A 26742-nucleotide genomic window follows, 5' to 3' on the forward strand; every position below is an offset into this window, starting at 1 on the left:
AACGATGGCCGCGGTGGAAGACACGGCGACGGCGGCCGCAAGAGCCGCCGCGAAGCGCAAGATCGCCAGCCTCGCTTTCTGGTCGATCGTCATCGCCTTCCTGGTGATGGGGCTGAAATTCGTTGCCTGGCAGATGACCGGCTCCGTGGCCCTCTATTCCGATGCTTTGGAATCCATCGTCAACGTCATCACTTCAGCAGCCGCTCTCTGGGCGATCCGCATCAGCCATAAGCCGGCCGATAGCGACCATCCCTTCGGCCATCACAAGGCCGAGTATTTTTCTGCGGTGCTCGAGGGTGTTCTGATCGTCGTTGCGGCGCTGCTGATCATCGCCAAGGTGTGGCAATCGCTGCAGAATCCCGCGTCGCTCGAACAGCCCTGGCAGGGCTTGGCGATCAATGCCGGCGCGGCGCTCGTCAATGCCGTCTGGGCATTCGTGCTGATCCGCAACGGCCGCAGCGAACGATCGCCGGCCCTGGTCGCCGACGGCCAGCACATCATGACCGACGTGCTTACCTCGGTCGGCGTCATCGTGGGCCTTGTCGCCGCGGTGATGACTGGATGGCATATCCTCGACCCGCTGCTTGCGCTTCTTGTTGCGCTGAACATTCTCTATCAGGGCTGGAAGCTTACCGGAGAGTCGCTGAGCGGACTGATGGATCGTGCCGTCGACACCCAGGAGCACATGCAGATCCGCGATATCATCTCGGCCAATTCGAAGGGTGCGCTGGAGGTGCATGACCTGAAAACCCGCATCGCCGGGCGAGCGACCTTCATCGAGTTCCACCTCGTCGTCGACGCCGACATGACGGTCGGCGCCAGCCATGTCATTTGCGACCGCATCGAGGACGCGCTGAAGGCCGAGATCCCCTCGGTGCGCGTCACCATCCATGTCGAGCCGGACGACGAGGCGAAGCTGCCGAAAGGCACAACGGCGGTGCCTTTCGCCTGAAGCGATTTCCAGCCACGCCTTGGAAAATTGGCCGGGCCTCCGCGGTGTCGCCATCCCTGGACGAAGCAGGAGCGAAGCTCCATCGCCGAGACCCCTGGGATCCATGCCGTGGCCTTGGCCGAAGCATGCAGCGAAGCAGAGTTCTGCACCGTTTCAACGCTTTAGCATAACGGCATGGATCCTATGGCTGCGCGCGTCGCTTCCCTCCTTGCTCCGCATAGGATGACGAAGCGCCACACTTTAGAGTGACGAAGTGGCACACTCACGGCGTGCAGGCCGACTGCGGCATCGGATTGAGTCTGTACACCTTGTCGTCGGACGTGGTCTTGCCGCCCGCCATCTTCGAGCAGAGGTCGACGATGGCGAGCGCATTGTTGGGGTTGGCCAGCAGCATCGTGCCGCTGGCGCCCCGCTTGAGAAAAATCTCCTTCTGCGAGATGTCGCAGGCAAAGTCGCTCATCTTGGAGCTGGCCGAGCAGCGCCACTGATCGGCCTCGCCCTGGCAGGAATAGGTCTGCGTAACCTTGGCCTCTTTCTGCCTGGTCGTCACCGAGATGGCGATGTCGGCGCCGTCTGGCCAGTTGGCGGCATCGCCGCCGGCGGCGAAGGAAGCAAGCTCGATCGGCCCGCGGAAGACGCGGATCGACTGCGTCATCTGGTCGGGATGGGATTTCAGATGCGCGTCATCATAGTCGCGGCCGTAGCAGAAGGGCTGATCCGGCTTCAGCCGCTCGCGCAGCGGAGCCCCGAGCGCCGGATCGACCGGATCGATGCGCGAGAACTCCGCCTTGCAGGTGTCGGCCGGCATCGGATCGAGACGGAAATTGTCGTCTTCGCTGCCAAGCGCCTGCTCGTCGTATTTCGCCTTGCCGAGATCCTCCTCCGCGCCGGCGTCGAGATAGACGTCAGGCTGCACGTTGGAGAGGATCAGCCGGCCCTTGTCGTCGACCTTCAGCGAGGCGAGCGTGCGGTCGCATTCCATGCCGCAGCGGATGCCGCTCGCCTTGTCGCTCGGATCCTCCTTGTTGCACCAGGCAGCCGCCCATTCCGGCTTCTTGGCGCCGCGCACCGTGGTGGTGAGAAAGCCGTTATAGGCGGCGTCGGACATCGAGCTCGGCTCCTCGTTCGGCCGGCCGACCGGATCATGGCCATGGTAGAAGAAGATGCGCGCCACCTTCTGGTGCGGATGCACCTTGAGATGGGCGGCATCATAGACCCGGCCGAAGCAGACGTCGGCGCCGCTCGGGCTGAGTTCGGTCAGCTTGGGGGCATCATCTGCGAGCGTCCCGCCGACAAAGAACAGCGCGGCACCCAGCATCGCGCCTGCCACCATCCTCGACGTCATGTGATCCTCTCCTCGCACCGACAAGACGTGATTGCGATTCATGCTAGTCTAGGCACGAAGGCTGGGCCACGCAAACTTGCGAGGGCCGCCGGATCGAGGAGGATGCGATGCTGCGCCGTGACGTTTTCAGCGCCGGTCTTGCCGGAGCGGCCGGTTTTTTCGGTCTTCGCCAGGCGAGCGCCGGCACCGGCGAGGACAGGCTGAAGGTCGCCTACCATCTCAGCGACGCCGAGAAGGTCAACTTGGTCCTCGGCAACATCAAGAACCACTATGAGGGCACCGGCGGCAATGTCGAGGTCGTGCTGGTCGTCCACGGGCCGGCGCTTGCGGCCTTCAAGTCAAAGAGCGCTTCCGGCGCGACCTCCAGCCGCTTTGCCGGCCTCGTCCAGCAGGGACTTGTTCCGCAGGCCTGCAGCAACACCATGCATGGCATGGACATCGCACTGACCGACCTGCTTGCCGGCTTCCAGGTCGCGGAGAAAGGCGGCGTGGTCAAGCTCGCGGAGCTGCAGCGCCAGGGCTATGTCTATCTGCGGCCCTGAATTCGCGCCCTGATCTTGCCTTGACTTGAACACCTGGCCGGGAAGCGTCTACCAATTGCCAGCGCAATCCTGGAGATATCGACGTGCCAACTGACCCGACCACGCTTGTCATTCCCGATCTTGCCGGCAAGGCGGTGCTGGTCACCGGCGCGTCGACCGGGATCGGAGCAGCCCTCGCCCTCGCCTATGCCCGGCAGAAATGCCGCGTTGCGCTGCATTACAACTCAAGCCGGGAAGCTGCCGAAGAGCTCGCCAAAACCATCCGCGACGACGGCGGCGAGGTGTTCTTGACGCAGGGCGATTTTTCGGTTCCCGCCGACGTCGAGCGCGTGGTCGAGGGGAGCGCTGAACATTTCGGCCGGCTCGACGGGCTGGTCAACAATGCCGGCGGCATGCTCGGCCGCGTTGCCTATGCCGAGCAGACCGAGGCCCACTACGATGCGGTGATGGATCTCAACGCGCGCTCGGTGCTGACGGCCTCGCGCAGAGCGATCCCATGGCTGAAGCGCCAGGGCGGCTTCATCATCAACACCACCTCGATCGCCGCCCGCAACGGCGCCGGCGGCGGCGCCGGCCTCTATGGCTCGTCCAAGGCCTTCGTCTCCAACGTGACGCGCGGCATGGCCAAGGAGCTGATCGGCTTCGGCATCCGCGTCAACGCCGTGGCGCCCGGCACCATCCTGACCCCGTTCCACGAGCGCTATTCCACCGCCGAGCAGATGAAGGGCATGGTCGCCACCATTCCGCAGGGTCGCGCCGGAAGGGCCGAAGATTGCGTCGGCGCTTACCTGTTCCTGTCTTCCGACCTCTTGAGCGGCTACATCATCGGCCAGGTGATCGAGGTCAATGGTGGCCAGTTGATGCCGTGAGCTGGCGATTGCATACTCAGCTCAGCGTGCAACCTGGAGGGAGAGGAAGGGAATGTTCGGACTGATCGGCAAGATGCGGGCGGCACGCGGCCAGCGCGATGCAGTCATGGACGTGCTGCGTGAGACGACCGGTGCGCTGCCCGGCTGCCTGAGCTACATCATCGCCACCGACCCGGCCGATGCCGACGCGATCTGGGTCACCGAAGTGTGGACCGATCAGGCAAGCCATAAGGCGTCCCTGCAACTGCCCGAAGTCCAGGCGGCAATCGCCAGGGCGCGTCCTTTCATCGCCGGCTTCGAATTCCAGGTCGAGACCCATCCTGTCGGCGGCTTCGGCCTTCCGGCCCCCGAGAAGGGCAGCTGAGCGCGAGACCGTCGCCAACGGCATTTCCGCGGGAAAATGGGTTCGCATTTGTCCGTGCCCGGGCTAAGAGCCGGATATGGACTCTTCATCAGAAGGACCGTCACTGGAGCAACCGTCTGTTCAACGCATGACGCGATTGCGCCCGCTGCAGCAGTGGCTGGCGCTGGTGGTGCTCTCGCTGCTCTTTGCCGGCGCGCTGGAATTGGCCGCCTTGCCTGCGGCGCTGCTGATCGGCCCGATGCTTGCCGCGATCCTGGCCGGCACCAACGGCGCCACGGTGCGCGTACCCCGCGCGCTGTTCGGTTCCGCTCAGGCCGTGGTCGGCTGCCTGGTGGCGAATTCGATCTCGGTCGACATATTTCCGGTCTTCTACGCCGAATGGGCGCTCTTCTTCGGGATGGTGGTGGCGACGCTCACCGCCTCCAGCCTGCTAGGCTGGCTGATCAGTCGCTGGCGCATCCTGCCCGGCACCACGGCGGTCTGGGGTTCCTCGCCGGGCGCCGCCACCGCCATGGTGCTGATGGCCGGCGCCTTCGGTGCCGACCAGCGCCTCGTCGCCTTCATGCAATATCTGCGCGTCATCTTCGTTTCGGTGACGGCGGCGCTCGTCGCCAAGATGTGGGTCGACACGTCGGGCGTCGAAGTGCCGCCCATCATCTGGTTTCCGCCGATCGATCCATTGGCCTTTGGCGCCACCCTTGGCATCGCGGTCGTCGGCGGCCTGCTCGGCAAGCTGCTCAGACTGCCCTCGCCCTTCTTCCTTGGCACCTTCATCTTTGGCGCGGTAATCCATCTCGGCTTCAGCGTGCCGATGCAATTGCCGCCCTGGCTGCTGGCCGTCAGCTACGCCATGGTCGGCTGGTCGATCGGGCTGAACTTCACCCGGCCGATCCTGCGCCACGCGGCACGCGCCCTGCCGCAGATCATCGCCTCGATCGTAGCGCTGATCGCCTTCTGCGGCGGCATGGCTTTCGTCATCAGCGGCGTGCTCGGCATCGATCCGCTGACCGCCTATCTGGCGACCAGCCCCGGCGGCATGGACAGCGTCGCCATCATCGCCGCCGCCGCGCAGAACGTCGACATCTCCTTCGTCATGGCGCTGCAATCGGCCCGTTTCCTCGTCGTGCTGCTTGTTGGGCCAAGCGTCGCCAAGCTTGTGGCGCGAAACGTCAGGGACTGATCCGCGCTACCAAGTGCATGGAGAAGCAGAGGAATTGGCCATGAACCGTCGTTTGAATGCTGTCGATCTCTCTAACCGCGTCGGGGTCGTGACGGGCGGCGCGCAAGGCATCGGCCTTGCGGTCGCCCGACGCCTGCTGTCGTCGGGCGCAAGCGTCGCCATCTGGGACATCGACCAGGCCGCGATGGCGAGCGCTGTGGCCGAGCTTGCTCCCTTGGGCCGGGTCGATGCCTTGCTTTGCGACCAGTCGCAGATCGAGGCCGTCGACCGCGCCGCCATCGAGACCGAGCAGGCGCTCGGGCCTGTCGATCTCCTTGTCAACAATGCCGGCATTGCCGGGCCGGCCGCGACCGTGGTGGACTATGACCCCGCCGCCTGGCGGCAGATCATCGAAATCGACCTCAACGGCGTCTTTTACTGCTGCCGACGTCTGGTGCCCGGCATGATCGCGCGCAACTACGGCCGCATCGTCAATGTCGCTTCCGTGGCCGGCAAGGAAGGCAATCCCAACGCCGCCGCCTATTCGGCCGCCAAAGCCGGCGTGCTTGCGCTGACCAAGTCGCTCGGCAAGGAACTCGCCGGTCTCGACATCGCCGTCAACGCGTTGACCCCCTCGCCCGCCCGCACCCGTATCCTCGAACAGCTCACCGAGGCCCAGGTGACCTATATGCTCAGCAAGGTGCCTCGCGGTCGATTCGTCGAGGTGGAGGAGGCTGCGGCCATGGTCGCCTTCATGCTGTCGGACGAGAATTCCTTCACCACTGGCGCCACCTTCGATCTGTCCGGCGGGCGCGCGACCTACTGAGCGAGGATCGCGACAGCGCGCCCACGCCGCCATTCCACATGACCCGAGGTGGCGGCCAACCCCGCGACGCGCATCAAAAGGGATTGTACGCCGATACTGTCGGATTGGTTCCAGCGCGCGATCTGCTCGCGTCCGCGGAAGGAACGGCCCCAATAGGTGAGCAAGGCATCGGCGGTGAGGGTTCGAGAAAGGCCCCGGGTCGCCGGCATTGGTGGCTTCGACAAGCGGCGGATCGGGTCGGGCGCGGTCATCAGTCGATCCTGTGCATCAGGTCGTCATCGAGCCAGCGGCCAAAGAAATAGACGAGTTGCTTGTGCCACCACGGCCAGTCGTGGCTGACGTCGCCGCCCCAATAGTCGACCCAGGCCGCAATGGATTTCTCGCGCAGCACCTGCTCCAGTTCGCGCGTTTCGACGAGCATTCGTTCTTCCCAGGCGCCCTGCCCGCAGCAGAAGATCAGCCTCAGCGCCCTCAGCCGCCCGAGCAGCTTCTGGTCGACGATGCCCGGCAGATAGTCGAGCGGCGAATTGTAGAAGATGCTGCCCTCCAGCGTCCGACCGAAAAAGTCGCGGGTCGAATAGACGCCGGATAGCGAGATCACGCCGCTCGCTAGCTCCGGAAAGCGGAACACGAAATTCGACGAGTGGTAGCCGCCCATCGAGCAGCCGCAGAACAGCGGCTTGAGGGCGCGTCCGCCATTGGCCTTGGCGGCAACCGCCTGCAGCTCCGGCAGCGCCTCCTCGCGCACATAGCGGAAATAGGCTTCGTGGCGGGCGATGCGACTGACGGGATCGCCATGCTTGTCGAAGAAGGATTCCGAATCGATGCCGTCGAGCGTGAACAGCTGGATGCGGCCGGTGTCGACGAATTCGGCGAGTGCTGCGACGCCTCCCGAATCCTCGAACTGGTAAAAACGCCCCTGCGAGGTGGGAAACACCACCACCGGCCGCCCGGCATGGCCGTAGCGCTTGTATTCCATGTCGCGGCCGAGATTGCGGGCATGGGCCTTGTGATAGGAGACGTCCATCGGCTCACGCCTTTTCCGCGTGGATATAGTCGACCGCCTGACGCAGCGCCTTCTGGTCCTTCGAGCGCATCTGGTAGGCGTAGTTCCCCATGGCGCGGCTGAAAACCTCTTCGATGGCCTGATGGTGGACGATCTTGTCGCCGTGGGCGGCTAGCACGTCCTCATGGCTGTGCAAATAGTCGAGGTGTCGCTTGCGGCTGGCATAGGCCGTGAAATACTTGCCCTTGTAGGGCCCGCCGGCCGCGTCCTTCACCACCATGTTGGCCCATTCGGCATAGACGTCGATGTCGAAAGTGTAGTTGATCGCATCCGTCATCCAGGCGCCTGGCGGCCGCATGTTGACCTCCAGCGCAATGATGCGCTTGTCCCTGGTCTCGAACAGTTCGATGTGGAAGAAGCGCTCGCGTACGTCGAACGCCTTCAGGATCTTGCGGCCTGCCTCCTCGACCGCGGGCGTAATCTCGGGGAAGCAGGTGTAGCTCATATGGCGGTCGCGGTTGACCACCTCCATGACGCTCTGGTCGTAGCGGTGGCTCGCCGCCAGCACCACCTCGCCGTCGCGGTTGACCAGCCCGTCGAAGGTCACCACCAGCCCCTCGATGAACTGCTCCATGACGAAGGCCACGCCTTCGGGCTTGTCCTTGAAGAACTGATCGAGCTCCTTCGCGTTGGAGATCTTGAACGTGTTCGAGGCGCCGGAGCCCGAATCCGGTTTCACCACCACCGGATAGCCGACCCGGCGGATGAAGGTCATGGCGCCGGCCCGATCGGAGCATTTGCGTTGCGGGATTGTCTCGACGCCGCTCTTGCGAAAGAAGGCCCGCATGCGGCTCTTGCGCTTCAAATTCTTCACGAAGTCGAGCTTGGTGCCGAAGATGTTGAAGTCGGTGCGGATATTGGCCTCGAGCTCCAGCCAGTGCTCGTTCAACGACTCGAAGCGGTCGATGCGGCCCCATTTGTGGATGAAATGGCCCATCGCCCGGAATACGGCATCGTAGTTCTCCATGTCCGCGACCCGATAATATTCCGAAAGCGCCGCCTTGAGCTTGCTGCTCAGCGTCTCATAGGGCGCGTCGCCGATGCCGAGCACGGTAGCGCCGGCCTTCTTCAGCCGGTCGCAGAAATCGGCGCCGTTGCCCGGAAAATGCGGCGAGAAGAACATGAAATTCATGCACGACCTCCCCCTCGGATCAGGTCCTCCGGAGGCGAGTGTGGCGCATTTGGCTGATGCGGGGAAGAGCCGCGCCAAAGCATGTCGACCAAAACTGTGCAGCGGTTTTGGGAAGACGATATGCATGAAACCAAAGACTTAAAGCCGGGCCGGCACTTGCCTCCGGATGGCCGCTCCTGTAAGAGAGCCGGCATGACCACGCGCACCCGCTCCGTCGCTTCTTCTCGCCCCGGCTTTGCCCGCGAGACCGTGCGCGCGCTTGCTTCGACCCTGCTCCTTCTCGGCCTTATCGGCGATCGCCGGGTTCGCTGAAGGAGCGCCCGGCGGTCGAAAACCGCCGCTTTGGGCGCCTGCTCCTTGGCTAGATTGGCAAGTCACATCAAGCGAACGAAATTCTTTGGTAAAGGCGCCGCTCGGCACCGATCCGCCTGAAGGCGGTCCCACGAGCCGCCGGGAGAAACGACGATGAATAGAAGAGAAGCAATCCGCGCCGGCGAGGCCGAAACGGGCGCGCAAGCGCCCGGCCACATGGCCGATGCCGCCCGCAAATATCAGCCCTACCCGACCGTCAACCTCGCCGATCGCACCTGGCCGTCCAAGGTGATCGACAAGGCGCCGATCTGGTGCTCGGTCGACCTGCGCGACGGCAACCAGGCGCTGATCGACCCGATGGGCCATGAGCGCAAGGCGCGCATGTTCGCGCTGCTGCTCGACATGGGCTTCAAGGAGATCGAGATCGGCTTCCCGTCGGCCTCGCAGACCGACTTCGACTTCGCCCGCTGGTGCGTCGAGGAGGGCGGCGTGCCCAAGGACGTGTCGCTGCAGGTTCTGGTGCAGTGCCGGCCCGAGCTGATCACGCGGACCTTCGAGGCGCTCGAGGGCGCCCACCGCCCGATCGTGCATTTCTACAACTCGACCAGCGAGCTGCAGCGCCGCGTCGTCTTCGAAAAGGACGTCGCCGGCATCAAGCGCATCGCCACGGATGCCGCCAAGATGATCACCGACATGGCCGCCAAGGCCGGCGGCGGCTTCCGTTTCGAATATTCGCCGGAGAGCTTCACCGGTACCGAGCTCGAGGTCGCGCTGGAGATCTGCAACGCCGTCACCGAGATCGTGAAGCCGACGGCCGACAACAAGCTGATCGTCAACCTGCCATCGACGGTCGAGATGTCGACGCCCAACGTCTATGCCGACCGCATCGAGTGGATGTGCCGCAATCTCGACAACCGCGACAAGCTGATTATCTCGCTGCATCCGCACAACGACCGCGGCACCGGCATCGCCACCACCGAGCTCGGCCTGATGGCCGGCGCCGACCGCGTCGAGGGCACGCTGTTCGGCAATGGCGAGCGGACCGGCAATGTCGACATCGTGACGCTGGCGCTCAACATGTACACGCAAGGCGTCGATCCCGAGCTGGACTGCTCCGACATCAACCGGATGAAGGACGTCTATGAATATTCGAACCAGCTGAAGATCCCGGAACGCCACCCCTATGTCGGCGAGCTCGTCTACACCGCTTTCTCCGGCTCGCACCAGGATGCCATCAACAAGGGCATGAAGGCGCTGCGCAAAGCCAACACGCCGGTTTGGGAAGTGCCCTACCTGCCGATCGACCCCGCTGATGTCGGCCGCACCTATGAGGCGATCATCCGCATCAACTCGCAGTCGGGCAAGGGCGGCATCGCCTACGTGCTGCAGGCCGACTACGGCCTCAATCTGCCGCGCAACCTGCAGATCGAGTTCAGCCAGGACATCCAGGCGATCACCGACGCCGAAGGCAAGGAAGTGCCGGCCAAGCGCATCCACGAGCGCTTCCTCGAAGCCTATGTCGACCAGCCCGGCGCCAGGCTGAAATTCCTCGACCATCGCACCTATCCGGACACTGCGGTAAAGGGCCGTCGCGTGGTCGAGGCGGAGATCCTCGACAACGGCAAGGAAGTCACCATCACCGGCACCGGTACCGGCCCGATCGACGGCTTCGTCGATGCGCTTTCGCGCCATATCGGCGTCGACATGTCGGTGCTCGACTATTCCGAACATTCCTTGCAGCGCGGCTCGAACGCCTCGGCCATTTCCTATGTCGAGATGGAATATCCGGGCGGCAAGCTGTTCGGCGCAGGCATAAACACCAACATCGTCGCCGCCTCGCTGGAGGCCGTGGTCTCGGCCGCCAACCGCATCCTGGGCCGCAAGCCCGCCTGATTGTTCGATTGATAAAGCGTGGCCCGTTCATCGGACGTGCCACGCTTCATGGCAGGCGCGAGCCGCGTTCAAATTCGTTAACCGGCCGGTAAATTTCCCGTGGCTTACGCGATCACATAACAGAAGGTTCCTTGTGCGCTGGAGCGCGCGCTATATTATCGCGCCCTAACCTGTGCCGACTCTGAAAGGTCCGACACTTGGAGCCTGCCACGCCTGCCGCCCCCGCAGTGCGCGAGACATTGGAGCGACTGCTTGCCAGCGAAACGTTCGGACGATCCGAGCGGGCCCGCAGGCTGTTACGCTATCTGGTCGAACGCGAGCAGGCAGGCGAAGCCGACCGGCTGAAGGGTGTGTCCATTGCCATGGATGTCTTCGGCAAGGACGGCGATTTCGACGGATCGACCGACGCGGTCGTCAGGGTCCAGGCGGGGCGGCTGCGCGAGCTTTTGGATCAATATTTCGCCAGCGAAGGCATTGGCGAACCGGTGCGCATCGCCATTCCGCGCGGCGGCTATGTCCCTTCTTACGAGCTGAACGCCATACGGCTCCCAGCCGACGCCAAACCCGCGGATGCCGCCCCGATCGCCCGGCCTTCCAAGCATTTCGAGAAGCCCGAGGCCGCCGCCGCTCCGGTCGACGCCGTGCCGCTGACGACGACCCCGGCACCGACCGAATCTGCGTCATCGCTGACGCGCCAGTTGCGGTTCTTCTGGGCCGCCATGGTGCTGGTCATCGCCATGCTGGGTATCCTTGTCGTCCGCCAGGGTAACGCCTTTCTTCGTGGTGACGACGCGACCGCGCCGGTTGAAGTCGAAACGGCAGGCGCGACCAGCAGCGTCGCTTCCCAAACGTTCGAAGGCCTGCCTTTGATCTACTTGGCCATCAAAGCCGACGGACCCGAGGCGGCCCGTGTTGCTTCCTCGCTGCGCGCCGGTCTGGCCGGCTTCGATACGATAGACTTCATCGGACGCGACGCCGACGCTACGCGCAATCGTTCCGCCGATCCGATCAGCTTCGTTTTCGATCTTATTCCCGGGACTAACGCCGGCGACGTCATGATCGAGCTGCAGAGCGTCGCGACGGGACGGGTTCTCCTGTCACGCAACCTGACATCGGCCGAAAGCGCGCCTGGTGCGGTCGAGAGCAACATCGCCAATCTCCTGAGCTCTACCGTCCCCGCTTCGGGCGCGATCTACAGCTATATCGACCAGAGCGATATCCGGACCAGCCAGATAGGATGTCTGGTGCTCGACGACCTCTACTATCTCGACCAGAGCGCCAAGGCGCACGAAGCTGCGTATCGCTGTCTGGAGAAGCTGGTCAGAGAAAGCACCAAATCATCGCTCATCTACTCGGAACTGGCTTCCCTGCATCTGGAAGCCGTCAACAACCGCTACGCCTATCCGCCCGGCGCAACGGTCGAGCAGGCCATGTCGTTTGCCCACCGCGCCATTCAGATGGCACCGATGAGCCCGCACGCGCATCGCGCCTACGGCTACCTCAACTCGCGCCTCGGCAACACCGACGAAGCGATCCGCTGGATGCGCAAGGCTTATGAGCTCAACCCCTACGATCTCGGCATGGCCGCCGCTTATGGCTACGGCCTGATCTTCGCTGGCAGATACCAGGAAGGGACGCCGATCCTGGGCCATGCCGTCGAGGCCTTCAGCGGTCATCCGACCTGGTGGGACTATGGCCTGTTTGTCGGAGCCTTCATGCAAGGCGACACCCAGAGGGCAGCGATTGCCAGCGAGTCGCTGCGGACCACCGCGTCCAAATCGCATTACCTGGCGGCGCGCCTGATCGGCGCCAAGATCTCAGGCCGCGACAAGCTCGCAAACGAATTGGCGAACGAGCTCACGGCCGAATTCCCGAAATTCGCCGCCAATCCGCGCGCCACTTTTGTTGACAGGAAGTACCCCGCCGATCTCATCGACCGGCTGGTGCAATCCTTGCGCTCTGCGGGGATTGGCAATCCGAGCTGAGCGAACGTGGAGCATTCGCTGACGTGCGGACTGATTGGAATATTAAATTCGCACGCCGGATCTGCTCGGCACAGCGGGCGTCGACACTCAACGAGTCTTAGGCCTGCTTACGCGTTCGATTGGGGCGCGCACGGCGAATTCGCGAAGATTTTACTGGCTATCGACCTGCTCAGGGAGCAATTCAGCCACAATCTTGAATTGCCCCTCATACTGCTTCACAGCCAACAATCTCGATGTTTAACTCTCTTCACGTCGCCGAAAGCGGTGCTGGCTCGAAGACGATCGTCTTCCTGCACGGCTTCGGCGCTTGCCATTCGATCTGGCGCGACGTGATTGCGGGATTGACGCCCGATGTGAGGACACTTGCCTACGACCTGCCGGGCCACGGAAACTCCCTGGAGTGCCAGGCGGCAGGAGTCAAGCAGGCCGCTGGGGTTATCCTGGCCGATCTGGGCAAGCGCCGCCTGGGCAAAGTTCACGTCGTCGGCCATTCCATGGGCGGCGCGATCGCGACATTGATGGCATCTGCCGATCCCGAAAGGGTGGCCTCGCTGACCTTGCTGGCGCCCGGCGGCTTCGGCCCCGAGATCAACGGTCCGTTGCTGCGGCGCTATGCGGCCGCGGCCGATCGAGATGAGATCCGCGCCTGTCTTGCCGCCATGTCGGGGCCGCAAAGTTCTCCTCCTCAACACGTGGTGGAGGCGCTGTGCGGTATGCGCAAACGGCCGGGCCAGTTGCGGACCCTCGTCGGTGCTGCAGCCGTGATCACCAGGGAAGACCAGCAAGGTGTCATCCCGAGCGAACGGCTGGAAACCCTGAGCATGCCGGTGATGGTGCTTTGGGGAACGGACGATCCCGTCCTGCCCGTCGCCCAGGCCGAGGACTTGCCGCCGCATTTCCACCTGCACTACGTGCTGGAGGCGGGCCACATGCTGGTCGAGGAGGCGCCTGACCTGATTGCAGAGGCCGTGCGCCGCAACACGCGTCGCCGCGGCAGAATCCAGAGACCGGTGTTCAGCGCAGCCGCAAGCTGAGCCCATCTCGCAGTGCATTTTGCCGGCGACTGTGTTAACTCGCTGTTTACCAACAGCGAGGCAGCGCCATGAAGGATGCAGGCGACAAAATCACCCCGATCGAGCCATCGCGAAAGCTCGCGGACGCGATCCGCGACGTCAAGAACGCCTTCGCCGACCGCGATGATGTGGTGGTCGACATGCGCGAGGCGCACCGCATGCGGCTCGAGTTGCTGGCCGCGGAGCTCGCCCCCGTTTTCGCCGACGTGCCGGCGGATATCGACAATTTCGACTTCGCCGTCTCCTCCGGCCTGCAGCCGCGGCTGTGGGTCGATGCCGTCAGCCATGTCGCCATGGGGCGGGATCGCCGCACCTTCCGCTTCCTTAAGGACACGCGCATCGGCCGCGTGGTGCTGGCCGAATCGACCGACATGAAGCCCGTCGCCGATGCCGTTACGCGATACGTGGCCGAGCGTGTCGTCGAGCGGCAGCGGATGATGGAAGGCGCGGTCGAGAGCGCGGTGACTGGCCTGCATCGAGCCGAGGTCCGGGAAGCCGAGCCGCCCTTGCAGGCTGCAACGCGCCGCAACGGCTGGACGACCTTCTTCGCCGGCCTCGGCTTGATCGCCGCCGGCGCCCTGGTCGGCCTGGCGGTATCGCTGGTGCTGTTCTGGGACCGCATCGCCCAGATGAAGATCAGCTTCTGACGACGGGCTCGCGCACCACCGGCATATCGGCACCGAGCTCGATCACCTGAATGTCCGACGGCGGCAGTGCCGGACCGGTCAGGCCGCGCCGTGTCAGGCGGATGGTCCAACCACCTTTTTTTCCGCCGATCTCGAACAGATTGTACTGAGCGGCGGGATGATCGCCGCCCGGCGCCTGGCCGGCGGCGGCCACGCCGACCACCGGCACCTTGACGCCGCGCGGACCGATGGTGAACAGCGAAGGCAAGTGCGAGTGGCCGTGCAGCACAAGCTCGGCGCCATACCGGCGAATGACTTTGTGGAAGCGCGCGATACCGAACAGCCGCTTATGCTGCGAGACCGCGCCACGCACCGGCGGATGATGGATCATGATGGCGCGAAACAGCCCCTGTCTGGCCGTCGCGTCGAGGATGTTGCCGAGCCGCTCCGCCTGGCCCTCCATGAAGAAGCCGTTGGCCATGAAGGGCGCCGTGGCCCGCGCCGTCGTGACGCCGATCAGAGCGACATCACCGCGAACCCGCAAATAGGGAAAGGAATTGCGGTCGATCGGGCTGTTGATGCCGTCGCCCGTCATCCACGGCGCCCATGACCGGCAAACCTTGTCGAAGGCGCCCGGCACATAGGCATCGTGATTGCCCGGCACCACGGATACGTCATTCGCAGCGCCCAGCGTCTCCAGCCAATGTTTCGCCATCTCGATCTCGCCATCGAGCGCCAGGTTGACGAGATCGCCGGTGACCGCGAGGTGGTCGGGGGCGTTGGCTTTGATATCGCCGACAATCGTGTCGATCACCGCATCGTGCATATGACGGCGGCGGTTGCGCTGCCAGTTGACGTAACCCAGCACGCGCTTGGACGCGAGATCGCGATAGGTTACATCGGGCAGCGGCCCCAGATGGACATCGGAAATATGTGCAAGCCTGAGCATAGCCCCTTCTTAAGCGACCCGGTCCGGGCTTTCTACTCAACGTTTCCTGTCCGCTCGCGGTTTCGTGGATGACTGGCGCCGATCCGGAACAGGCGTTCCGCCAGACCGGCTGGGCGGGACTGCGGGCAAGGCTGTTCCATCTCTATTTCCTGCTGCGGCGCCCGATGACGCTTGGCGTGCGCGGCTTGATCTACGACCGCGCATCCAACTCCATCTTCCTCATCCGCCACACCTATGTTCCGGGCTGGCAGTTGCCTGGCGGCGGCGTCGAGGTCGGCGAGACGCTTGTCGAGGCGCTGGCGCGCGAGCTCGCCGAGGAGGGCAACATCGCGTTGACGGCTCCGCCGGTGCTGAGATCGATGCACTTCAACCGTCGCGCCAGCACACGCGACCACGTCGGCCTCTATCTGGTCGAAGCCTTCAACCAGACGGCGCCGAAATCGGCGGACCATGAGATCGCCGAGGCGGCGTTCTTTCCGCTCGACCGTTTGCCGGCAGATGCGACGCCGGCGACGCGACGTCGGATTGCCGAAATTTTCGGCGGCGTGCAGGTCTCGGCCTACTGGTAACTCATGCCGCCTTCCTGAACCGGCCGCGATCATGTGGTGCGGCATAGTCGAGTTCAGGTCCCGCCGGGATTATCCCCGTCGGATTGATCGATTTGTGGCTGCCGTAGTAGTGCGACTTGATGTGATGCAGGCTGACCGTGCCTGACACGCCGGGCACCTGGTAGAGGTCGCGCAGATAGTTCGACAGGTTCGGATAGTCGGCGATCCGGCGCAGATTGCATCTGAAGTGGCCGACATAGACCGGATCGAAGCGCACCAGCGTGGTGAATAGACGCCAGTCAGCTTCGGTGATCCGGTCGCCGACAAGATAGCGCTGCTTTGACAGCCGCTCTTCCAACGTGTCGAGTGCTGCGAAGAGCTCGCCGAACGCTTCCTCATAGGCTTCTTGCGAGGTGGCGAAGCCGGCGCGATAGACGCCGTTGTTGATCGCCGGATAGACCAGCGCATTGATCCTGTCGATCTCGGAACGCAACGCCGGCGGATAGAAGTCCAGGCTCGCATCACCCCATTCGTCGAAGCCGGAATTGAGCATGCGGATGATTTCTGACGACTCGTTGCTGACGATGGTTTCCTGTCTTTTGTCCCACAGCACCGGTACGGACGCGCGGCCCGAATAGCCGCGATCGGCCTTGGCATAGATCTGGTGCAGGAAGTCGAGGCCGTAGAGCGTGTCGCCGGTTGCGCCGTCCTCGGCTGTGAAGGTCCAGCCGTTCTCGCCCATGAAATGGTGCACCACGGAGACGGAGATGATGTCTTCCAGCTTCTTCAAGACACGGAAGATCAAGGTCCGGTGCGCCCAGGGGCAGGCGAGCGAGACGTAAAGGTGATAGCGCCCGGGCTCCGCCTTGAAACCGCGTTTGCGCCCTTGCGCCGGCGCACCGTCGCGCGCCACCCAGTCGCGCCATTGCGCTTCGGCACGCACGAACCTGCCGCTGCTGTCGGCAACGGTCGAGCGGTCCTGCCATTTGCCTTCAACCAGCAATCCCATGCGAAATCTCCCTGCGGTTCCAACAGACATCTAGGCGCTTACCCGAAATGTCGAAGCCCCCAGGCGCTGAACAGTTCGTCAAACGGCGAAAAGAAAGGTGAAAAAGTGCCGATTGCAGCCGGGAACAATTGATGCTAGCGGAAGCGCCCATGTTTGACTTTGCCACGATCCGGTTCGACCGACGACGAAAGGACGCCCGCGCTTGATGAAGCGCTGACTGGCGAACGCTGCCGCTTGCAGCAAACCTTTCCTCGCATACCGGAACGCAAAGACCATGAGCCTTGCCGACGTGAAATATCTGCCGGAGACCCCGGCGCACGATCCTGAAATCGAAGCCATCAACGACGAGGCCTTCGGGCCGGGCCGTTTCGTGCTGGCCGCCTATAAGATCCGCGAGGCCGGCGGGCACGACCGCTCGATGTCCTTTGTCGCCGTCGAGGACGAGACGGTGATCGCCTCGGTGCGCATGACGCGCGTGGCGGCAGGCGCCGGACGCGCCATGATGCTTGGCCCGCTTGCCGTCCGGCCCGCCTTCAAGAATCTCGGCATAGGCCGCAGGCTGGTCGCGATCGCGCTCGAAGCCGCCGCGAAGGCCGGCGCGCCGGCCGTCATGCTGGTCGGTGACGAGCCCTACTACGGGCCGCTCGGCTTCAAGCGCTTCCCGCGTGGGCAGATCACCATGCCGCGTCCGGTCGATCTCGACCGGCTGCTCCATCACGAAATCAGGCCTGGCGCGGTGGCCCGGTTCGTCGGTGAGGTCTGTCATGCGGATACGGCGCGGGTTGCCGACCTGGCCCAGGTCGCGGTCCGCGCCTCGGCCATTCCGCAGTCCTCGATCGATCCGGTCATTCAGGTTGCGCCGCAGCAGCGCGCTTCGTAGCATGATCCGAAATTCTGGGAGGACGCCACCATGACCCCGAACGGCCAGATCGCGATCGTCACTGGCGGTGGCTCCGGCCTTGGCGAAGCGACGGCGCGCGCCCTTGCCACCAAGGGCGCTAAGATAGCGATACTCGATATCGGTATCGATCGCGCGGCCAAGGTTGCCGCCGATATCGGCGGCATCGCGGTTCAATGCGATGTCAGCAGCGCAGACAGTGGCAGCGCGGCGATCGCCGAAGTGGCGGCAAAGCTCGGCGAACCGCGCATCCTGGTCAATTGCGCCGGCATTGCCATTGGAGTGAAGACGGTCGGCAAGGATGGCCCGCACCCGCTGGATCAATACCGCAAGGTGATCGAGATCAACCTGATCGGCACCTTCAACATGATCCGCCTGGTCGCCGACCGGGCGGCGAAACTCGACCCGCTCGCCGGCGGCGAACGCGGCGTCATCGTCAACACGGCGTCGGTCGCCGCCTATGACGGCCAGATCGGCCAGGCTGCCTATTCGGCGTCCAAGGGCGGCGTCGTCGGCATGACATTGCCGGTGGCGCGCGACCTGGCGCGCTCAGGCATTCGCGTCTGCACCATCGCCCCAGGGATCTTCAAGACCCCGATGATGGCCGGCATGCCGCAAGAGGTGCAGGATTCGCTCGGCGCTTCGGTGCCCTTCCCGCCTCGCCTCGGCGAGCCCTCGGAATATGCAGCACTCGCGCTCCACATCATCGAGAACCAGATGCTGAACGGCGAGACCATCCGCCTCGACGGCGCGATCCGCATGGCGCCCAAATAAAAGCGAAATGAGCACGCCGCCGACAGCCGCCGACAAGACAGGGCCGTTGGCTGGCCTCAGGCTGATCGAGATGGCGGGCCTCGGCCCGGTGCCGCTCGCCGCCTTGATGCTATCGGAGATGGGCGCAGACGTCCTGCGCATCGAGCGGGCGGACGCCAAAGAGCCGCTTCTATCCTTGCCCGAGGCCCACGACCTCGACCGCCACGGCCGCTCCATCCTCAGGCTCGACCTGAAGCGGCCGGACGGCGCGGAGCTTCTGCTGCGCCTTGCGGAAAAGGCCGACGTTCTCATCGAAGGTTTTCGCCCAGGCGTCATGGAGCGGCTGGGCCTCGGGCCTGATGTCGTGCTGGAAGGCAATCCTGCGCTGATCTACGGCCGCCTCACGGGTTTCGGCCAGGACGGGCCGCTATCGCGCCGCGCCGGTCATGACATCACCTACCTCGCCTATGCCGGCCTGCTGCATGCCGTCGGCCGGCAGGGAGCGCCGCCCGTGCCGCCGCTGAACCTTGTCGCCGACCAGGGCGGCGGCGCCATGATGCTGATCGCCGGCGTGCTGGCGGCCCTGTTCCAGCGCTCGCGCACCGGCAAAGGTCAGGTGATCGATGCCGCCATGGTCGAGGGTGCATCGATGCTCGCGGCTCCGATCCATGCCTTCATGGCGGCCGGCCTCTGGAGCGAGCGACGCGGTGAGAACCTGCTCGATTCCGGGGCCCCCTTCTACGACGTTTACGAGGCGGCGGACGGACGGCATGTCGCCATCGGCTGCCTCGAACCGCAATTCTTTGCCGAGTTCGCCCGATTGTTGCCGCTCGACCGGCGTTTTGTCGGCAGCGAATATGACAGGACATCGTGGCCCGACATGCGCGCTGCCATTGCCGCGAGGATCAGAGAGAAGACACGCGACGAGTGGGCCGAGGTGTTTGGACCGACCGACGCCTGCGTCGCTCCGGTCCTGTCGCTGACCGAAGCCAGGGATCATCCGCAGAGCCGTGCCCGGCAAAATTTTGCAAGATCGCGCGAGCTCGAACGTCCGACGCCGGCGCCGCGCTTCTCCAGCGCCGCCTCGACGCTTGCCGCGGCGCCGACCGTCGCCGACCGCCGGCCTTCGGCTGTGCTGGCACGCTTCGGCATCGACGAGACTGAAATTGAAGCCCTTGTCAGGTCCGGCCTGTTTGGCAGATAGCCGGAGAGTAGAAATCAACTTATCGCGGTGAGCGCTGTGACCGAGACCAGGAAGGATGTCATCCGCGAGACCGACACCGAGGCCGTCAGGCTGGCGAAGACTCTGGTCCGCTCGGCCCGCTTCGGCGCGCTTGCGGCAATCGAGCCCGGCACCGGGGCGCCGCTGGCAAGCCGGGTCGGCGTGGCGACCGACATCGACGGCGCGCCGCTGATCCTGGTCTCGATGCTGTCGGCGCATACCGGCGCGCTTCTCGCCGACCCGCGCTGCTCGCTGCTCGTCGGCGAACCCGGCAAGGGCGATCCGCTCGCGCATCCCCGCATCTCGCTTGTATGCCAGGCGCTGCGGTTGGAGCGCGGATCGGCGGGTCACGCCCGCGCCGAACGGCGCTATCTCAACCGCAATCCGAAGGCGAAACTCTATGCCGGGCTCGGCGACTTCTCGATATTCCGGCTTGAGCCTGAACGCGCCAGTCTCAATGGCGGCTTCGGCAAAGCCTATCTTCTGGATCGCGCCGACCTGATCGCCGGCGGCACGATCGTCGAGGAGCTGGGGGCCAGCGAACAGTCGGCGCTGGACCACATGAATGCCGACCATCGCGATGCGCTTTGCATTTATGCGCGCCATTTCGGCCGGGCCGAAGGCGATGGCTGGATCGCTACGGGTTTCGATGCGGACGGCATGGATCTGGCTTCTCCGGATGCCACCTGCAGGGTCTTCTTCCCTCGGCCTCTCGGCACTGCCGGCGAGTTGCGGTCCGTGCTGGTCGAGATGGCCAAGGCCGGGCGCGCCGCAGGGCGGGCACAGTAGCGAAAGTTAATCGTCCCGGATCGAAAGCAACTCTTGAGATTTAGGTAAAATGATCTACCTTTTGTTGCAGCGCCGATTCAGCGGCGCTCCCTGACCTGAATATCGTGGAAATCAGCCGCCATTGCCCCCATGGCAGCTGGATGAGCCAGAAAACATGGGGGATCCATGATCTCAAGCAAGCTAGTCGCCAACGCCGAATCGGCTGCCGCGTTTCTGACGCTCATGGGCAATGAAAAGCGGCTGCTGATCGTCAGCTATCTGATCGAGGGCGAAATGTCCGTCGGCGCCATCGCCGAGAAAGTCCAGTTGAGCCAGTCCGCTCTGTCGCAGCATTTGGCCAAGCTGAGAGCGCTTGATATCGTCGAGACGCGTCGCGATCGCCAGATGATCTATTATTCCTGCAACTCCGACGCGGTGCGCGAGCTGCTTCGCACGCTGGAAGGCATTTTCGGCGACGGCGACCTGTCGCAGATGGCCTACAGGATGCGCCGCGCCGGGACTTGACCCGGGCTCTGCAAAGCCCCTTACCTTGCTGACGATCGTTCGCCGGCGAGATTTCTATGAACCTCATCCCTGTCGACGACCCGCGGGATCCGCGTGTCGCCGCCTATCTCGATATCCGCGAGCGCGATCTCGTCGGACGACATGGGCGCTTCGTCGCCGAAGGCAAGGTGGTGCTGGATCTTCTGCTGTCGGCCGGACGCTTCGCGGCGGAATCGGCCCTCATTCTGGAGAACAGGCGGGCGGGCCTCGAAGGTGTCTTGCGCAAGGCGCCAGCCGACTTCCCGATCTATGTCGTCAACGGCGACGTCATGGACCGGATCGCCGGCTTCCACATGCATCGCGGCGTATTGGCGATTGGCGTTCGGGGCTCTCCTCGACCGGCCGAGGTGCTGCTCGAACCCTTGCCGGCAAGCGCGTTGGTCGTGGTTCTGGTCGGCATATCCAATCACGACAATATGGGCTCGATCTTCCGCAACGCCGCAGCCTTTGGCGCGGACGCCGTGCTTCTCGATCCCACCTGCTGTGATCCGCTTTACCGCAAGGCGATCCGCGTTTCGGTCGGCGCGGCGCTGAAGGTGCCCTTCGGCTCCTTCGACGATGCGATGAGCGTGACCGCAACGCTTGACCGGATGGGCTTCGGCCAGTTCGCGCTCTCGCCGCGCGGCGAAACGGACATCCGCGCTGCGGAAAGAACGTCTCGGCTGGCCCTCTTTCTCGGCACGGAAGGCGAAGGCCTGCCCGAGACCCTGCTCAGTCGCCTGCGGACCGTACGGATCGGCATGGCGGAGGGATTCGACAGCCTGAACGTTGCAGCCGCATCGGCCATTGCCCTGCATCACTTCTCGAAACGATAGCGGCGCAGCGACCAAGACGCTCCGCTCGCCACGGCATTCGGATCAGCTGCTTGCGTTGGCCTTCTGCAAGGCCCTGACACGGTCCGCGAGGCTGATGCCGCGCTCGCCGATATCTTGCCGCTCGTCGCGAGGGGTCGCCAAGGCCTTGGCGATCGGCGAATCCGGCCCTTCCAGCCTCATCGTCAGATTGACGACCTCGGCCGCCAGTTCGTTCATTTGTTCGCGAAGCGCCGCACCGGCGCGCGGTGCCTCGCCTGCCTGTTCAGGCTGTGCCGTTTCGAGCGCCGCAAGATCGGTCTTGAGCCGCTTGTTCTCCCGCGCAAGCGCCGTCAGCCGCGCCTCCAACCGCTCGCGATCGCCTTCGAGCTTGGCGATGGCATTGTCGATCCCTTGGACTTCGCCGGCCTTGTGCGTTCCGCCATTTACCGCATGATCTTTGCTTGGGCGTTCGCGCATCCGCGCAAGCTCCTTCTCGCGCCTGTCGAGCTTTTCCTCGCGGTCGGCAAGCGTTGCAAGCAGCCGTTCGACCTTCTTGTCCAGCTCGGCCGTCCGCTTCTTCTCCGCCTTGAGCGCGTCCCTGGCGGCTTTGCTTTCCGCTGCCAGTTCCTGATTGCGCCGGTCCGCTTCCTTGCGCTGGCTGCGCAGCACCGCAACGTCATTGGCAAGCTTGTCCAGTTCCGATTCGCGGGCGACGAGCTCGATCTGGCGGTTTGAGGAAGAAAAGCTGGCTTCGTCATACATCTGCTCCAGCTTTTGCAGCTCCAGCGCGCGCTTCTCCAGCGAGCGCTCCGCCTGCGCTAGCTTTTCCGTAAGCTTGTGCAACTCTTCCTCGCGCAGCCTGAGCTCCGCGTTCTTGGCCTGCAGATCGGAAAGCGCCTGAGTCTTGTCTTTCTTCTCGACCGCCAGTCCCTTCAGGGCCTCCTGGGCGCGGCCGATCTCGACCAGTTGCTCGGCCACCTTTTCCTTCAGACTTTTGATGTTCATCTCGAGCCGGCGCGTGTTCATGGCGAACTCGGCGCGGATACGGTCCTTCTCGGCCAGCATCTCGGCAGGCGTCAGCGGCATCGAGGCCTCAAGGCGCCGGCGTGTCAACACGACGGCCCGCCGCCAGACGGCCGGCGCGATCAGCGACACCAGAAAGGCCGCGCAGAGGAAGCCGAGTGCGAAGAACAGGATCGACTGGACCAAGGTGGACTATCCGTATGCGAGGCGGCAACCCGCCATGCCGACTGTGCCACCTTGGCATGGCGGAAATCCAGCGCCGCGGCAAGAGCACGCCGCGGCACGATCAGTCTTATCCGAGCGGCTGTGGCAATCCTGTCCGGTCAGAACGGATTCCAGGTCGCCCGTTCGGTCAGCTTCAGATAGCCGAGATTGACGCCGAGCCGGGCACCGACCCCGGTGCGGATCGGAACGAGCAGCACTCTGTTGCTTTGCAGCACGTTGAAGCCGACGCCCGCCACGACATAAGCCGATCCGGCGACGCCGCCGAAGCGGTTGTAGAGGCTGCTGATATCGTCGAGATTGTAGACCAGCATCATCACGCGCGAGCCTTCGCCGCCGAAATCCCAGCCGAGCGATGGGCCTTGCCAGAACACCTTATGGTCGCCGGCGTTCTTGGTGTACAGCGTGCCCTCGCCATAGGTCAGGCCGCCGATCAGCGCGCCGGATCCCTCCTCGCCGAGCAGATAACCGTTTGGCAGGCCGTAGGACGCGAACACCTTTTCGACCACGGTGGCGAGGCCTCCCGACGTCGCGCCGAAGAACTTGTGGCCGGAATCGACAATCTCTTGCGCGGTGTATTCCTGGGCCCGCGACGCCGAGGTTGAGAGGATGAGAGCACCCGAGAGGGCGATCGTCATGGTGAGGACGCGGACGAACATCCGGTCAAAGAATCGGGAAAACATGCTTCCAATCTCCGTCAGGGAGCACTTTCGCCGACGCCTCGTATCCCTACGGCTCTTGGCGGCCGTTTCGAGATGACTGTTACGGGCAAACTATGCCGTAATCCTTTTTCAACCATTAAGCTGGCGCAGGAAGATGGCGGTTCGAGGGCTGAAGAGCCTGACACGATCTCTATCAGCCTCAATTTCGCGGCATCACGCGCCATTTTCGCTGTCGCAGCTGTGGATTTGTTGATGCATGGACGGACGCTGTGTATTCAGAAGGCCTTGGAAAAGAGCGTGATTCGCGTAGCGGGCGCGACAACGTTCGGCCATGACATGTGAACCAGCAGGGATTTCTCCGATGGCCGAGCTCTTCACCCTCTCCGCCCCCGATCTGGCTGCGCTTTTGTGCAGCCGCGTATGCCACGACATCATTTCCCCGGTCGGCGCCATAAACAACGGCCTCGAACTGCTCGATGAAGGCGGCGCCGACGAAGACGCCATGAAGCTGATTCGCCAGAGCGCCAGGAACGCCTCGGCGCGGCTGCAGTTTGCCCGCATCGCCTTCGGCGCCGCGGGCTCCGCCGGCATGATGATCGATACCGGCGACGCCGAGGCCGTGGCCATTGCCTTCCTGAAGAACGAGAAGCCGGAACTTGTCTGGAACGGCGCCCGCGCGCTGCTGCCCAAGAACAAGGTCAAGCTTCTGCTCAATCTCATTCTTGTCGCCAATGCCGCCATACCGCGTGGCGGCAGGCTGGTTGTCACGTTGGAGAACCTCGAGACCGAACCGCGTTTCTCGCTGTCGGCGAGCGGCCCCATGCTGCGGGTGCCGCCGAAATTCCTCGAGCTGCATTCGGGCCACAAGCCCGAGGAGCCGATCGACGCCCACTCGGTCCAGCCTTATTACACGCTGCTTCTGGCGCGCGAGGCGAACATGACGATCTCGATCCATGCGACGGCCGATGAGATCGTGTTGTCGGCGGCCTGAGGCGACAGCCAAGAACAGGTCAAGTATCCATTGTCACTGATCTTGCAGCTGGCAGTGCGATCGAAGCATTGCCTGCCGCCTGGCACTGCAATGCATCGCAGGCCAAAACCGCGCAAAGCGGTTCTTTGGAAAAACTTTACCTAACCGCTTGTCGGCTTCTTTACCAGATTGTTCTAGGGTGCCTCACGGTTACCGGATTGCCGGTTCGGCAGTTGGCAAAGAGGACCCGGAAATGAAACGCTGCCTGTTCGTGGACGACTCGAGCGTCATCAGGAAGGTCGCGAAGCGTATCCTTGGCGGCTCGGACATCGTGGTCTTCGAGGCGGCCAGCGGGCTTGATGCGATCGAGATCTGCTCCGGCGACATGCCCGATGTCATTGTTGTCGACGGCGGCCTGCCGGATATGCAGGCGGTCGACCTCATTCGCCGCATCCGTGCCATCGAAAACCGCGTCAAGCCGCAGATCCTGGTCTCGCTCGTCGAAGTCGATGTCGGCTCGATCATGCGAGCGAAACGTGCCGGCGCCCAGGGTTACCTGCTGAAGCCCTTCAACCGCGCGCAGTTGCTCGAGAGCTTCCGCTTCCTGAAAATCGCGGCCTGAGCTTTTCGACACCCCAAACAAAAACCCGGCCTGAGCCGGGTTTTTGTGTGAATTGGCAGAGGATCAGGCGCTGACGCGGATGTCTTCCGGCTCACGCAGCACATAGCCGCGGCCCCACACCGTCTCGATGTAATTCTGGCCGCCGGACGCTGCGTCGAGCTTCTTGCGCAGCTTGCAGATGAAGACGTCGATGATCTTCAGTTCCGGCTCGTCCATGCCGCCATAGAGGTGGTTGAGGAACATTTCCTTGGTAAGGGTCGTGCCCTTGCGCAGCGAGAGCAGCTCAAGCATCTGATATTCCTTGCCGGTCAGGTGCACGCGCTGGCCGCCCACCTCGACCGTCTTGGCGTCGAGATTGACCACCAGGTCGCCGGTGGTGATGACCGACTGGGCGTGGCCCTTGGAGCGGCGCACGATGGCGTGGATGCGCGCCACCAGCTCGTCCTTGTGGAAAGGCTTGGTCATATAGTCGTCGGCGCCGAAGCCGAGGCCGCGCACCTTATCCTCGATGCCGGCCATGCCGGAGAGGATCAGGATCGGCGTCTTGACCTTGGAGAGGCGAAGCGTGCGGAGCACCTCGTAGCCCGACATGTCGGGAAGGTTAAGATCGAGGAGGATGATGTCGTAATCGTAAAGCTTGCCGAGATCGACCCCTTCTTCGCCGAGGTCGGTCGTATAGACGTTGAAACTTTCCGATTTCAGCATCAACTCGATGCTCTGTGCGGTTGCACTGTCGTCTTCAATCAGCAGAACACGCATTTCATTCCCCTTTTCTGCCGCCGGGTCGCGTCACGACCCGTCCCGAACCCGGAGCAGTGATTGCCTGAACAGAAGGTGCCACCGACTGGTTAACAAATCCTAATTTCGTGTCGGTCACGATATCAGATTTTTTAACCCCTTTCTACACCCACTTGAATCTAATAACGAATCGTAGACCCAAATCGCTCATGTACCACATTAATAAGCAAGCCTAAGTGACTCCAGAGACTCGCAGGCCGCGCTTCCTGCCGCTGTCGGGAATTTTTACCCGGCCTTAAGTCCTCGCCCGTATGATTAACAATGCCCGTAAACGAAAGGTTACCGCCGGCAAAAATCTTTAGGGCTTTGTTTCCCATAGAGCGGGGAAAGCCGGTGGAAACGGGCGACGCGTAGGCCTTTCGAGGTCGATGGGACGATATGCAGGTGTGCGTTTTGCGGAGTACCGAGTCATGAAGTCACGTGAAAACCTCGTTCGGCTGAAGCAGTTTCAGGTGAATGAGAAGCGGCGCCAGCTGTTGCAGCTGGACATGATGATCGCCGAATTCGAACGCATGGCCGTCGAGTTGGAGGCGCAAATCGTCGCTGAAGAGAAAAAAGCCGGCATCACCGACATCAATCATTTTGCCTATCCGACCTTCGCCAAGGCGGCACGACTGCGCCGCGACAACCTCAGGAACTCGCAGAACGATCTCGCCCAGCAGCGAACCATGGCCGAATCATTACTCGGCGAAGCTGAAGCGGAGCTTTCCAAGGCGGAGATGCTGGAATCGCGCGACAGCAAGGTCCGCGACGCGGAAGTGGGCGGCCGCAGCGCCATGATCGGCTGACCGCCGAG

30 protein-coding genes are annotated in these 26742 nt (G+C 63.5%); 21 read left to right on the top strand and 9 right to left on the bottom strand.

All coding sequences use genetic code 11. The annotated features are described in order from the left end of the window. Window positions 1-4 precede the first annotated feature (4 nt). Window positions 5-952, top strand: a complete 948-nt coding sequence (locus P9228_RS12365; RefSeq protein WP_095801702.1) for a cation diffusion facilitator family transporter — start codon at window positions 5-7, stop codon at window positions 950-952. 262 nt (window positions 953-1214) lie between these two features. Here P9228_RS12365 and P9228_RS12370 read toward each other — a convergent pair whose 3' ends face one another. After that, window positions 1215-2297: a hypothetical protein gene (locus P9228_RS12370; RefSeq protein ID WP_278053645.1), complete on the bottom strand. Its 1083-nt coding sequence runs from the start codon at window positions 2295-2297 to the stop codon at window positions 1215-1217. Window positions 2298-2404: 107 nt separating this feature from the next. Between P9228_RS12370 and P9228_RS12375 the strand changes: the two genes are divergently transcribed. The 5 genes from P9228_RS12375 (at window position 2405) to P9228_RS12395 (ending at window position 6057) form a co-directional block, all read left to right on the top strand. After that, entirely contained in the window at window positions 2405-2839 is a 435-nt protein-coding gene (locus P9228_RS12375; RefSeq protein WP_278053646.1) for a DsrE family protein, read from the top strand. An 83-nt stretch (window positions 2840-2922) separates the two neighbouring features. Further along, window positions 2923-3708, top strand: a complete 786-nt coding sequence (locus tag P9228_RS12380; protein ID WP_095823303.1) for an SDR family oxidoreductase — start codon at window positions 2923-2925, stop codon at window positions 3706-3708. Between the two features lie 52 nt (window positions 3709-3760). After that, complete coding sequence (locus P9228_RS12385; protein ID WP_095823304.1) at window positions 3761-4072, top strand: putative quinol monooxygenase; 312 nt, start codon at window positions 3761-3763, stop codon at window positions 4070-4072. Between the two features lie 76 nt (window positions 4073-4148). Next, window positions 4149-5252, top strand: coding sequence for an AbrB family transcriptional regulator (locus P9228_RS12390; RefSeq protein ID WP_095801703.1), 1104 nt, complete (start codon window positions 4149-4151; stop codon window positions 5250-5252). A gap of 52 nt (window positions 5253-5304) precedes the next feature. Continuing rightward, on the top strand, window positions 5305-6057 hold the full coding sequence (locus tag P9228_RS12395; protein WP_278054066.1) for an SDR family NAD(P)-dependent oxidoreductase: 753 nt from the start codon (window positions 5305-5307) through the stop codon (window positions 6055-6057). Here P9228_RS12395 and P9228_RS12400 read toward each other — a convergent pair. From P9228_RS12400 to P9228_RS12410, 3 genes are read right to left on the bottom strand one after another with little or no spacing between them, the layout of a single operon-like run. Beyond that, entirely contained in the window at window positions 6051-6308 is a 258-nt protein-coding gene (locus tag P9228_RS12400; RefSeq protein ID WP_179293602.1) for a hypothetical protein, read from the bottom strand. The two genes, P9228_RS12395 and P9228_RS12400, sit on opposite strands and share 7 nt — an antisense overlap. After that, a complete protein-coding gene (locus tag P9228_RS12405) occupies window positions 6308-7084 on the bottom strand; it encodes an alpha/beta hydrolase-fold protein (protein WP_095823306.1) in 777 nt (258 codons plus the stop codon). The genes P9228_RS12400 and P9228_RS12405 overlap by 1 nt, the downstream gene beginning before the upstream one ends. Window positions 7085-7088: 4 nt before the next feature. Next, window positions 7089-8255, bottom strand: a complete 1167-nt coding sequence (locus P9228_RS12410) for an ATP-grasp domain-containing protein (RefSeq protein WP_278053648.1) — start codon at window positions 8253-8255, stop codon at window positions 7089-7091. A 528-nt stretch (window positions 8256-8783) separates the two neighbouring features. On the opposite strand from P9228_RS12410, the gene leuA reads away from it, so the two are divergent. From leuA to P9228_RS12430, 4 genes are all read left to right on the top strand, one after another. Further along, a complete protein-coding gene (gene leuA / locus P9228_RS12415; RefSeq protein WP_170950267.1) occupies window positions 8784-10460 on the top strand; it encodes a 2-isopropylmalate synthase in 1677 nt (558 codons plus the stop codon). 197 nt (window positions 10461-10657) lie between these two features. Continuing rightward, complete coding sequence (locus P9228_RS12420) at window positions 10658-12445, top strand: tetratricopeptide repeat protein (protein ID WP_278053649.1); 1788 nt, start codon at window positions 10658-10660, stop codon at window positions 12443-12445. A 233-nt stretch (window positions 12446-12678) separates the two neighbouring features. After that, entirely contained in the window at window positions 12679-13479 is an 801-nt protein-coding gene (locus P9228_RS12425) for an alpha/beta fold hydrolase (RefSeq protein WP_278053651.1), read from the top strand. A 68-nt stretch (window positions 13480-13547) separates the two neighbouring features. Next, window positions 13548-14165 (top strand): hypothetical protein, encoded by a 618-nt coding sequence (locus tag P9228_RS12430; protein ID WP_095801707.1) that lies wholly within the window; start codon window positions 13548-13550, stop codon window positions 14163-14165. Here the strand turns inward: P9228_RS12430 and P9228_RS12435 are convergent. After that, on the bottom strand, window positions 14155-15093 hold the full coding sequence (locus P9228_RS12435; RefSeq protein WP_278053653.1) for a metallophosphoesterase: 939 nt from the start codon (window positions 15091-15093) through the stop codon (window positions 14155-14157). The two genes, P9228_RS12430 and P9228_RS12435, sit on opposite strands and share 11 nt — an antisense overlap. A gap of 68 nt (window positions 15094-15161) precedes the next feature. Between P9228_RS12435 and P9228_RS12440 the strand changes: the two genes are divergently transcribed. Beyond that, on the top strand, window positions 15162-15662 hold the full coding sequence (locus P9228_RS12440) for an NUDIX domain-containing protein (protein WP_278053655.1): 501 nt from the start codon (window positions 15162-15164) through the stop codon (window positions 15660-15662). A gap of 1 nt (window position 15663) precedes the next feature. On the opposite strand, the gene P9228_RS12445 is transcribed toward P9228_RS12440, so the two are convergent. Further along, complete coding sequence (locus P9228_RS12445) at window positions 15664-16650, bottom strand: glutathione S-transferase family protein (RefSeq protein ID WP_278053657.1); 987 nt, start codon at window positions 16648-16650, stop codon at window positions 15664-15666. A 274-nt stretch (window positions 16651-16924) separates the two neighbouring features. Between P9228_RS12445 and P9228_RS12450 the strand changes: the two genes are divergently transcribed. The 6 genes from P9228_RS12450 to P9228_RS12475 all read left to right on the top strand — a co-directional run bounded on the left by P9228_RS12450 (window position 16925) and on the right by P9228_RS12475 (window position 21670). Continuing rightward, window positions 16925-17530: an N-acetyltransferase gene (locus P9228_RS12450; protein ID WP_278053658.1), complete on the top strand. Its 606-nt coding sequence runs from the start codon at window positions 16925-16927 to the stop codon at window positions 17528-17530. A gap of 30 nt (window positions 17531-17560) precedes the next feature. Beyond that, entirely contained in the window at window positions 17561-18322 is a 762-nt protein-coding gene (locus P9228_RS12455) for a 3-hydroxyacyl-CoA dehydrogenase (protein ID WP_067326396.1), read from the top strand. Between the two features lie 7 nt (window positions 18323-18329). Then, window positions 18330-19505 carry a CaiB/BaiF CoA-transferase family protein gene (locus P9228_RS12460; RefSeq protein WP_278053660.1) on the top strand — a complete coding sequence of 392 codons (1176 nt, stop codon included), beginning with the start codon at window positions 18330-18332 and terminating at the stop codon, window positions 19503-19505. A gap of 36 nt (window positions 19506-19541) precedes the next feature. Then, window positions 19542-20312, top strand: a complete 771-nt coding sequence (locus P9228_RS12465) for a HugZ family protein (RefSeq protein WP_127323559.1) — start codon at window positions 19542-19544, stop codon at window positions 20310-20312. 165 nt (window positions 20313-20477) lie between these two features. Next, window positions 20478-20816 carry a metalloregulator ArsR/SmtB family transcription factor gene (locus tag P9228_RS12470; RefSeq protein WP_066994170.1) on the top strand — a complete coding sequence of 113 codons (339 nt, stop codon included), beginning with the start codon at window positions 20478-20480 and terminating at the stop codon, window positions 20814-20816. A gap of 56 nt (window positions 20817-20872) precedes the next feature. After that, window positions 20873-21670, top strand: a complete 798-nt coding sequence (locus P9228_RS12475; protein ID WP_278053662.1) for an RNA methyltransferase — start codon at window positions 20873-20875, stop codon at window positions 21668-21670. A 42-nt stretch (window positions 21671-21712) separates the two neighbouring features. Here the strand turns inward: P9228_RS12475 and P9228_RS12480 are convergent, their stop codons facing one another. Next, complete coding sequence (locus tag P9228_RS12480; RefSeq protein ID WP_278053664.1) at window positions 21713-22858, bottom strand: hypothetical protein; 1146 nt, start codon at window positions 22856-22858, stop codon at window positions 21713-21715. 137 nt (window positions 22859-22995) lie between these two features. Continuing rightward, complete coding sequence (locus P9228_RS12485; protein ID WP_245299591.1) at window positions 22996-23532, bottom strand: EipA family protein; 537 nt, start codon at window positions 23530-23532, stop codon at window positions 22996-22998. 117 nt (window positions 23533-23649) lie between these two features. On the opposite strand from P9228_RS12485, the gene P9228_RS12490 reads away from it, so the two are divergent. From P9228_RS12490 to P9228_RS12500, 3 genes are all read left to right on the top strand, one after another. Next, on the top strand, window positions 23650-23898 hold the full coding sequence (locus P9228_RS12490; protein WP_278053666.1) for a hypothetical protein: 249 nt from the start codon (window positions 23650-23652) through the stop codon (window positions 23896-23898). 19 nt (window positions 23899-23917) lie between these two features. After that, window positions 23918-24547: a histidine phosphotransferase family protein gene (locus P9228_RS12495; protein WP_067326376.1), complete on the top strand. Its 630-nt coding sequence runs from the start codon at window positions 23918-23920 to the stop codon at window positions 24545-24547. 232 nt (window positions 24548-24779) lie between these two features. Further along, window positions 24780-25148 carry a response regulator gene (locus tag P9228_RS12500; RefSeq protein WP_067326373.1) on the top strand — a complete coding sequence of 123 codons (369 nt, stop codon included), beginning with the start codon at window positions 24780-24782 and terminating at the stop codon, window positions 25146-25148. Between the two features lie 63 nt (window positions 25149-25211). Here the strand turns inward: P9228_RS12500 and ctrA are convergent, their stop codons facing one another. Beyond that, window positions 25212-25907 (bottom strand): cell cycle two-component system response regulator CtrA, encoded by a 696-nt coding sequence (gene ctrA / locus P9228_RS12505; protein ID WP_006203583.1) that lies wholly within the window; start codon window positions 25905-25907, stop codon window positions 25212-25214. 449 nt (window positions 25908-26356) lie between these two features. On the opposite strand from ctrA, the gene P9228_RS12510 reads away from it, so the two are divergent. Continuing rightward, the gene (locus tag P9228_RS12510; protein ID WP_278053669.1) at window positions 26357-26734 is read left to right on the top strand and encodes a flagellar export protein FliJ; all 378 of its coding nucleotides are present in this window, start codon (window positions 26357-26359) and stop codon (window positions 26732-26734) included. The last annotated feature ends 8 nt before the right edge of the window (window positions 26735-26742 follow it).

Source organism: Mesorhizobium sp. WSM4898, assembly GCF_029625845.1.
In the GTDB taxonomy this organism is placed as follows: Bacteria; Pseudomonadota; Alphaproteobacteria; order Rhizobiales; family Rhizobiaceae; genus Mesorhizobium.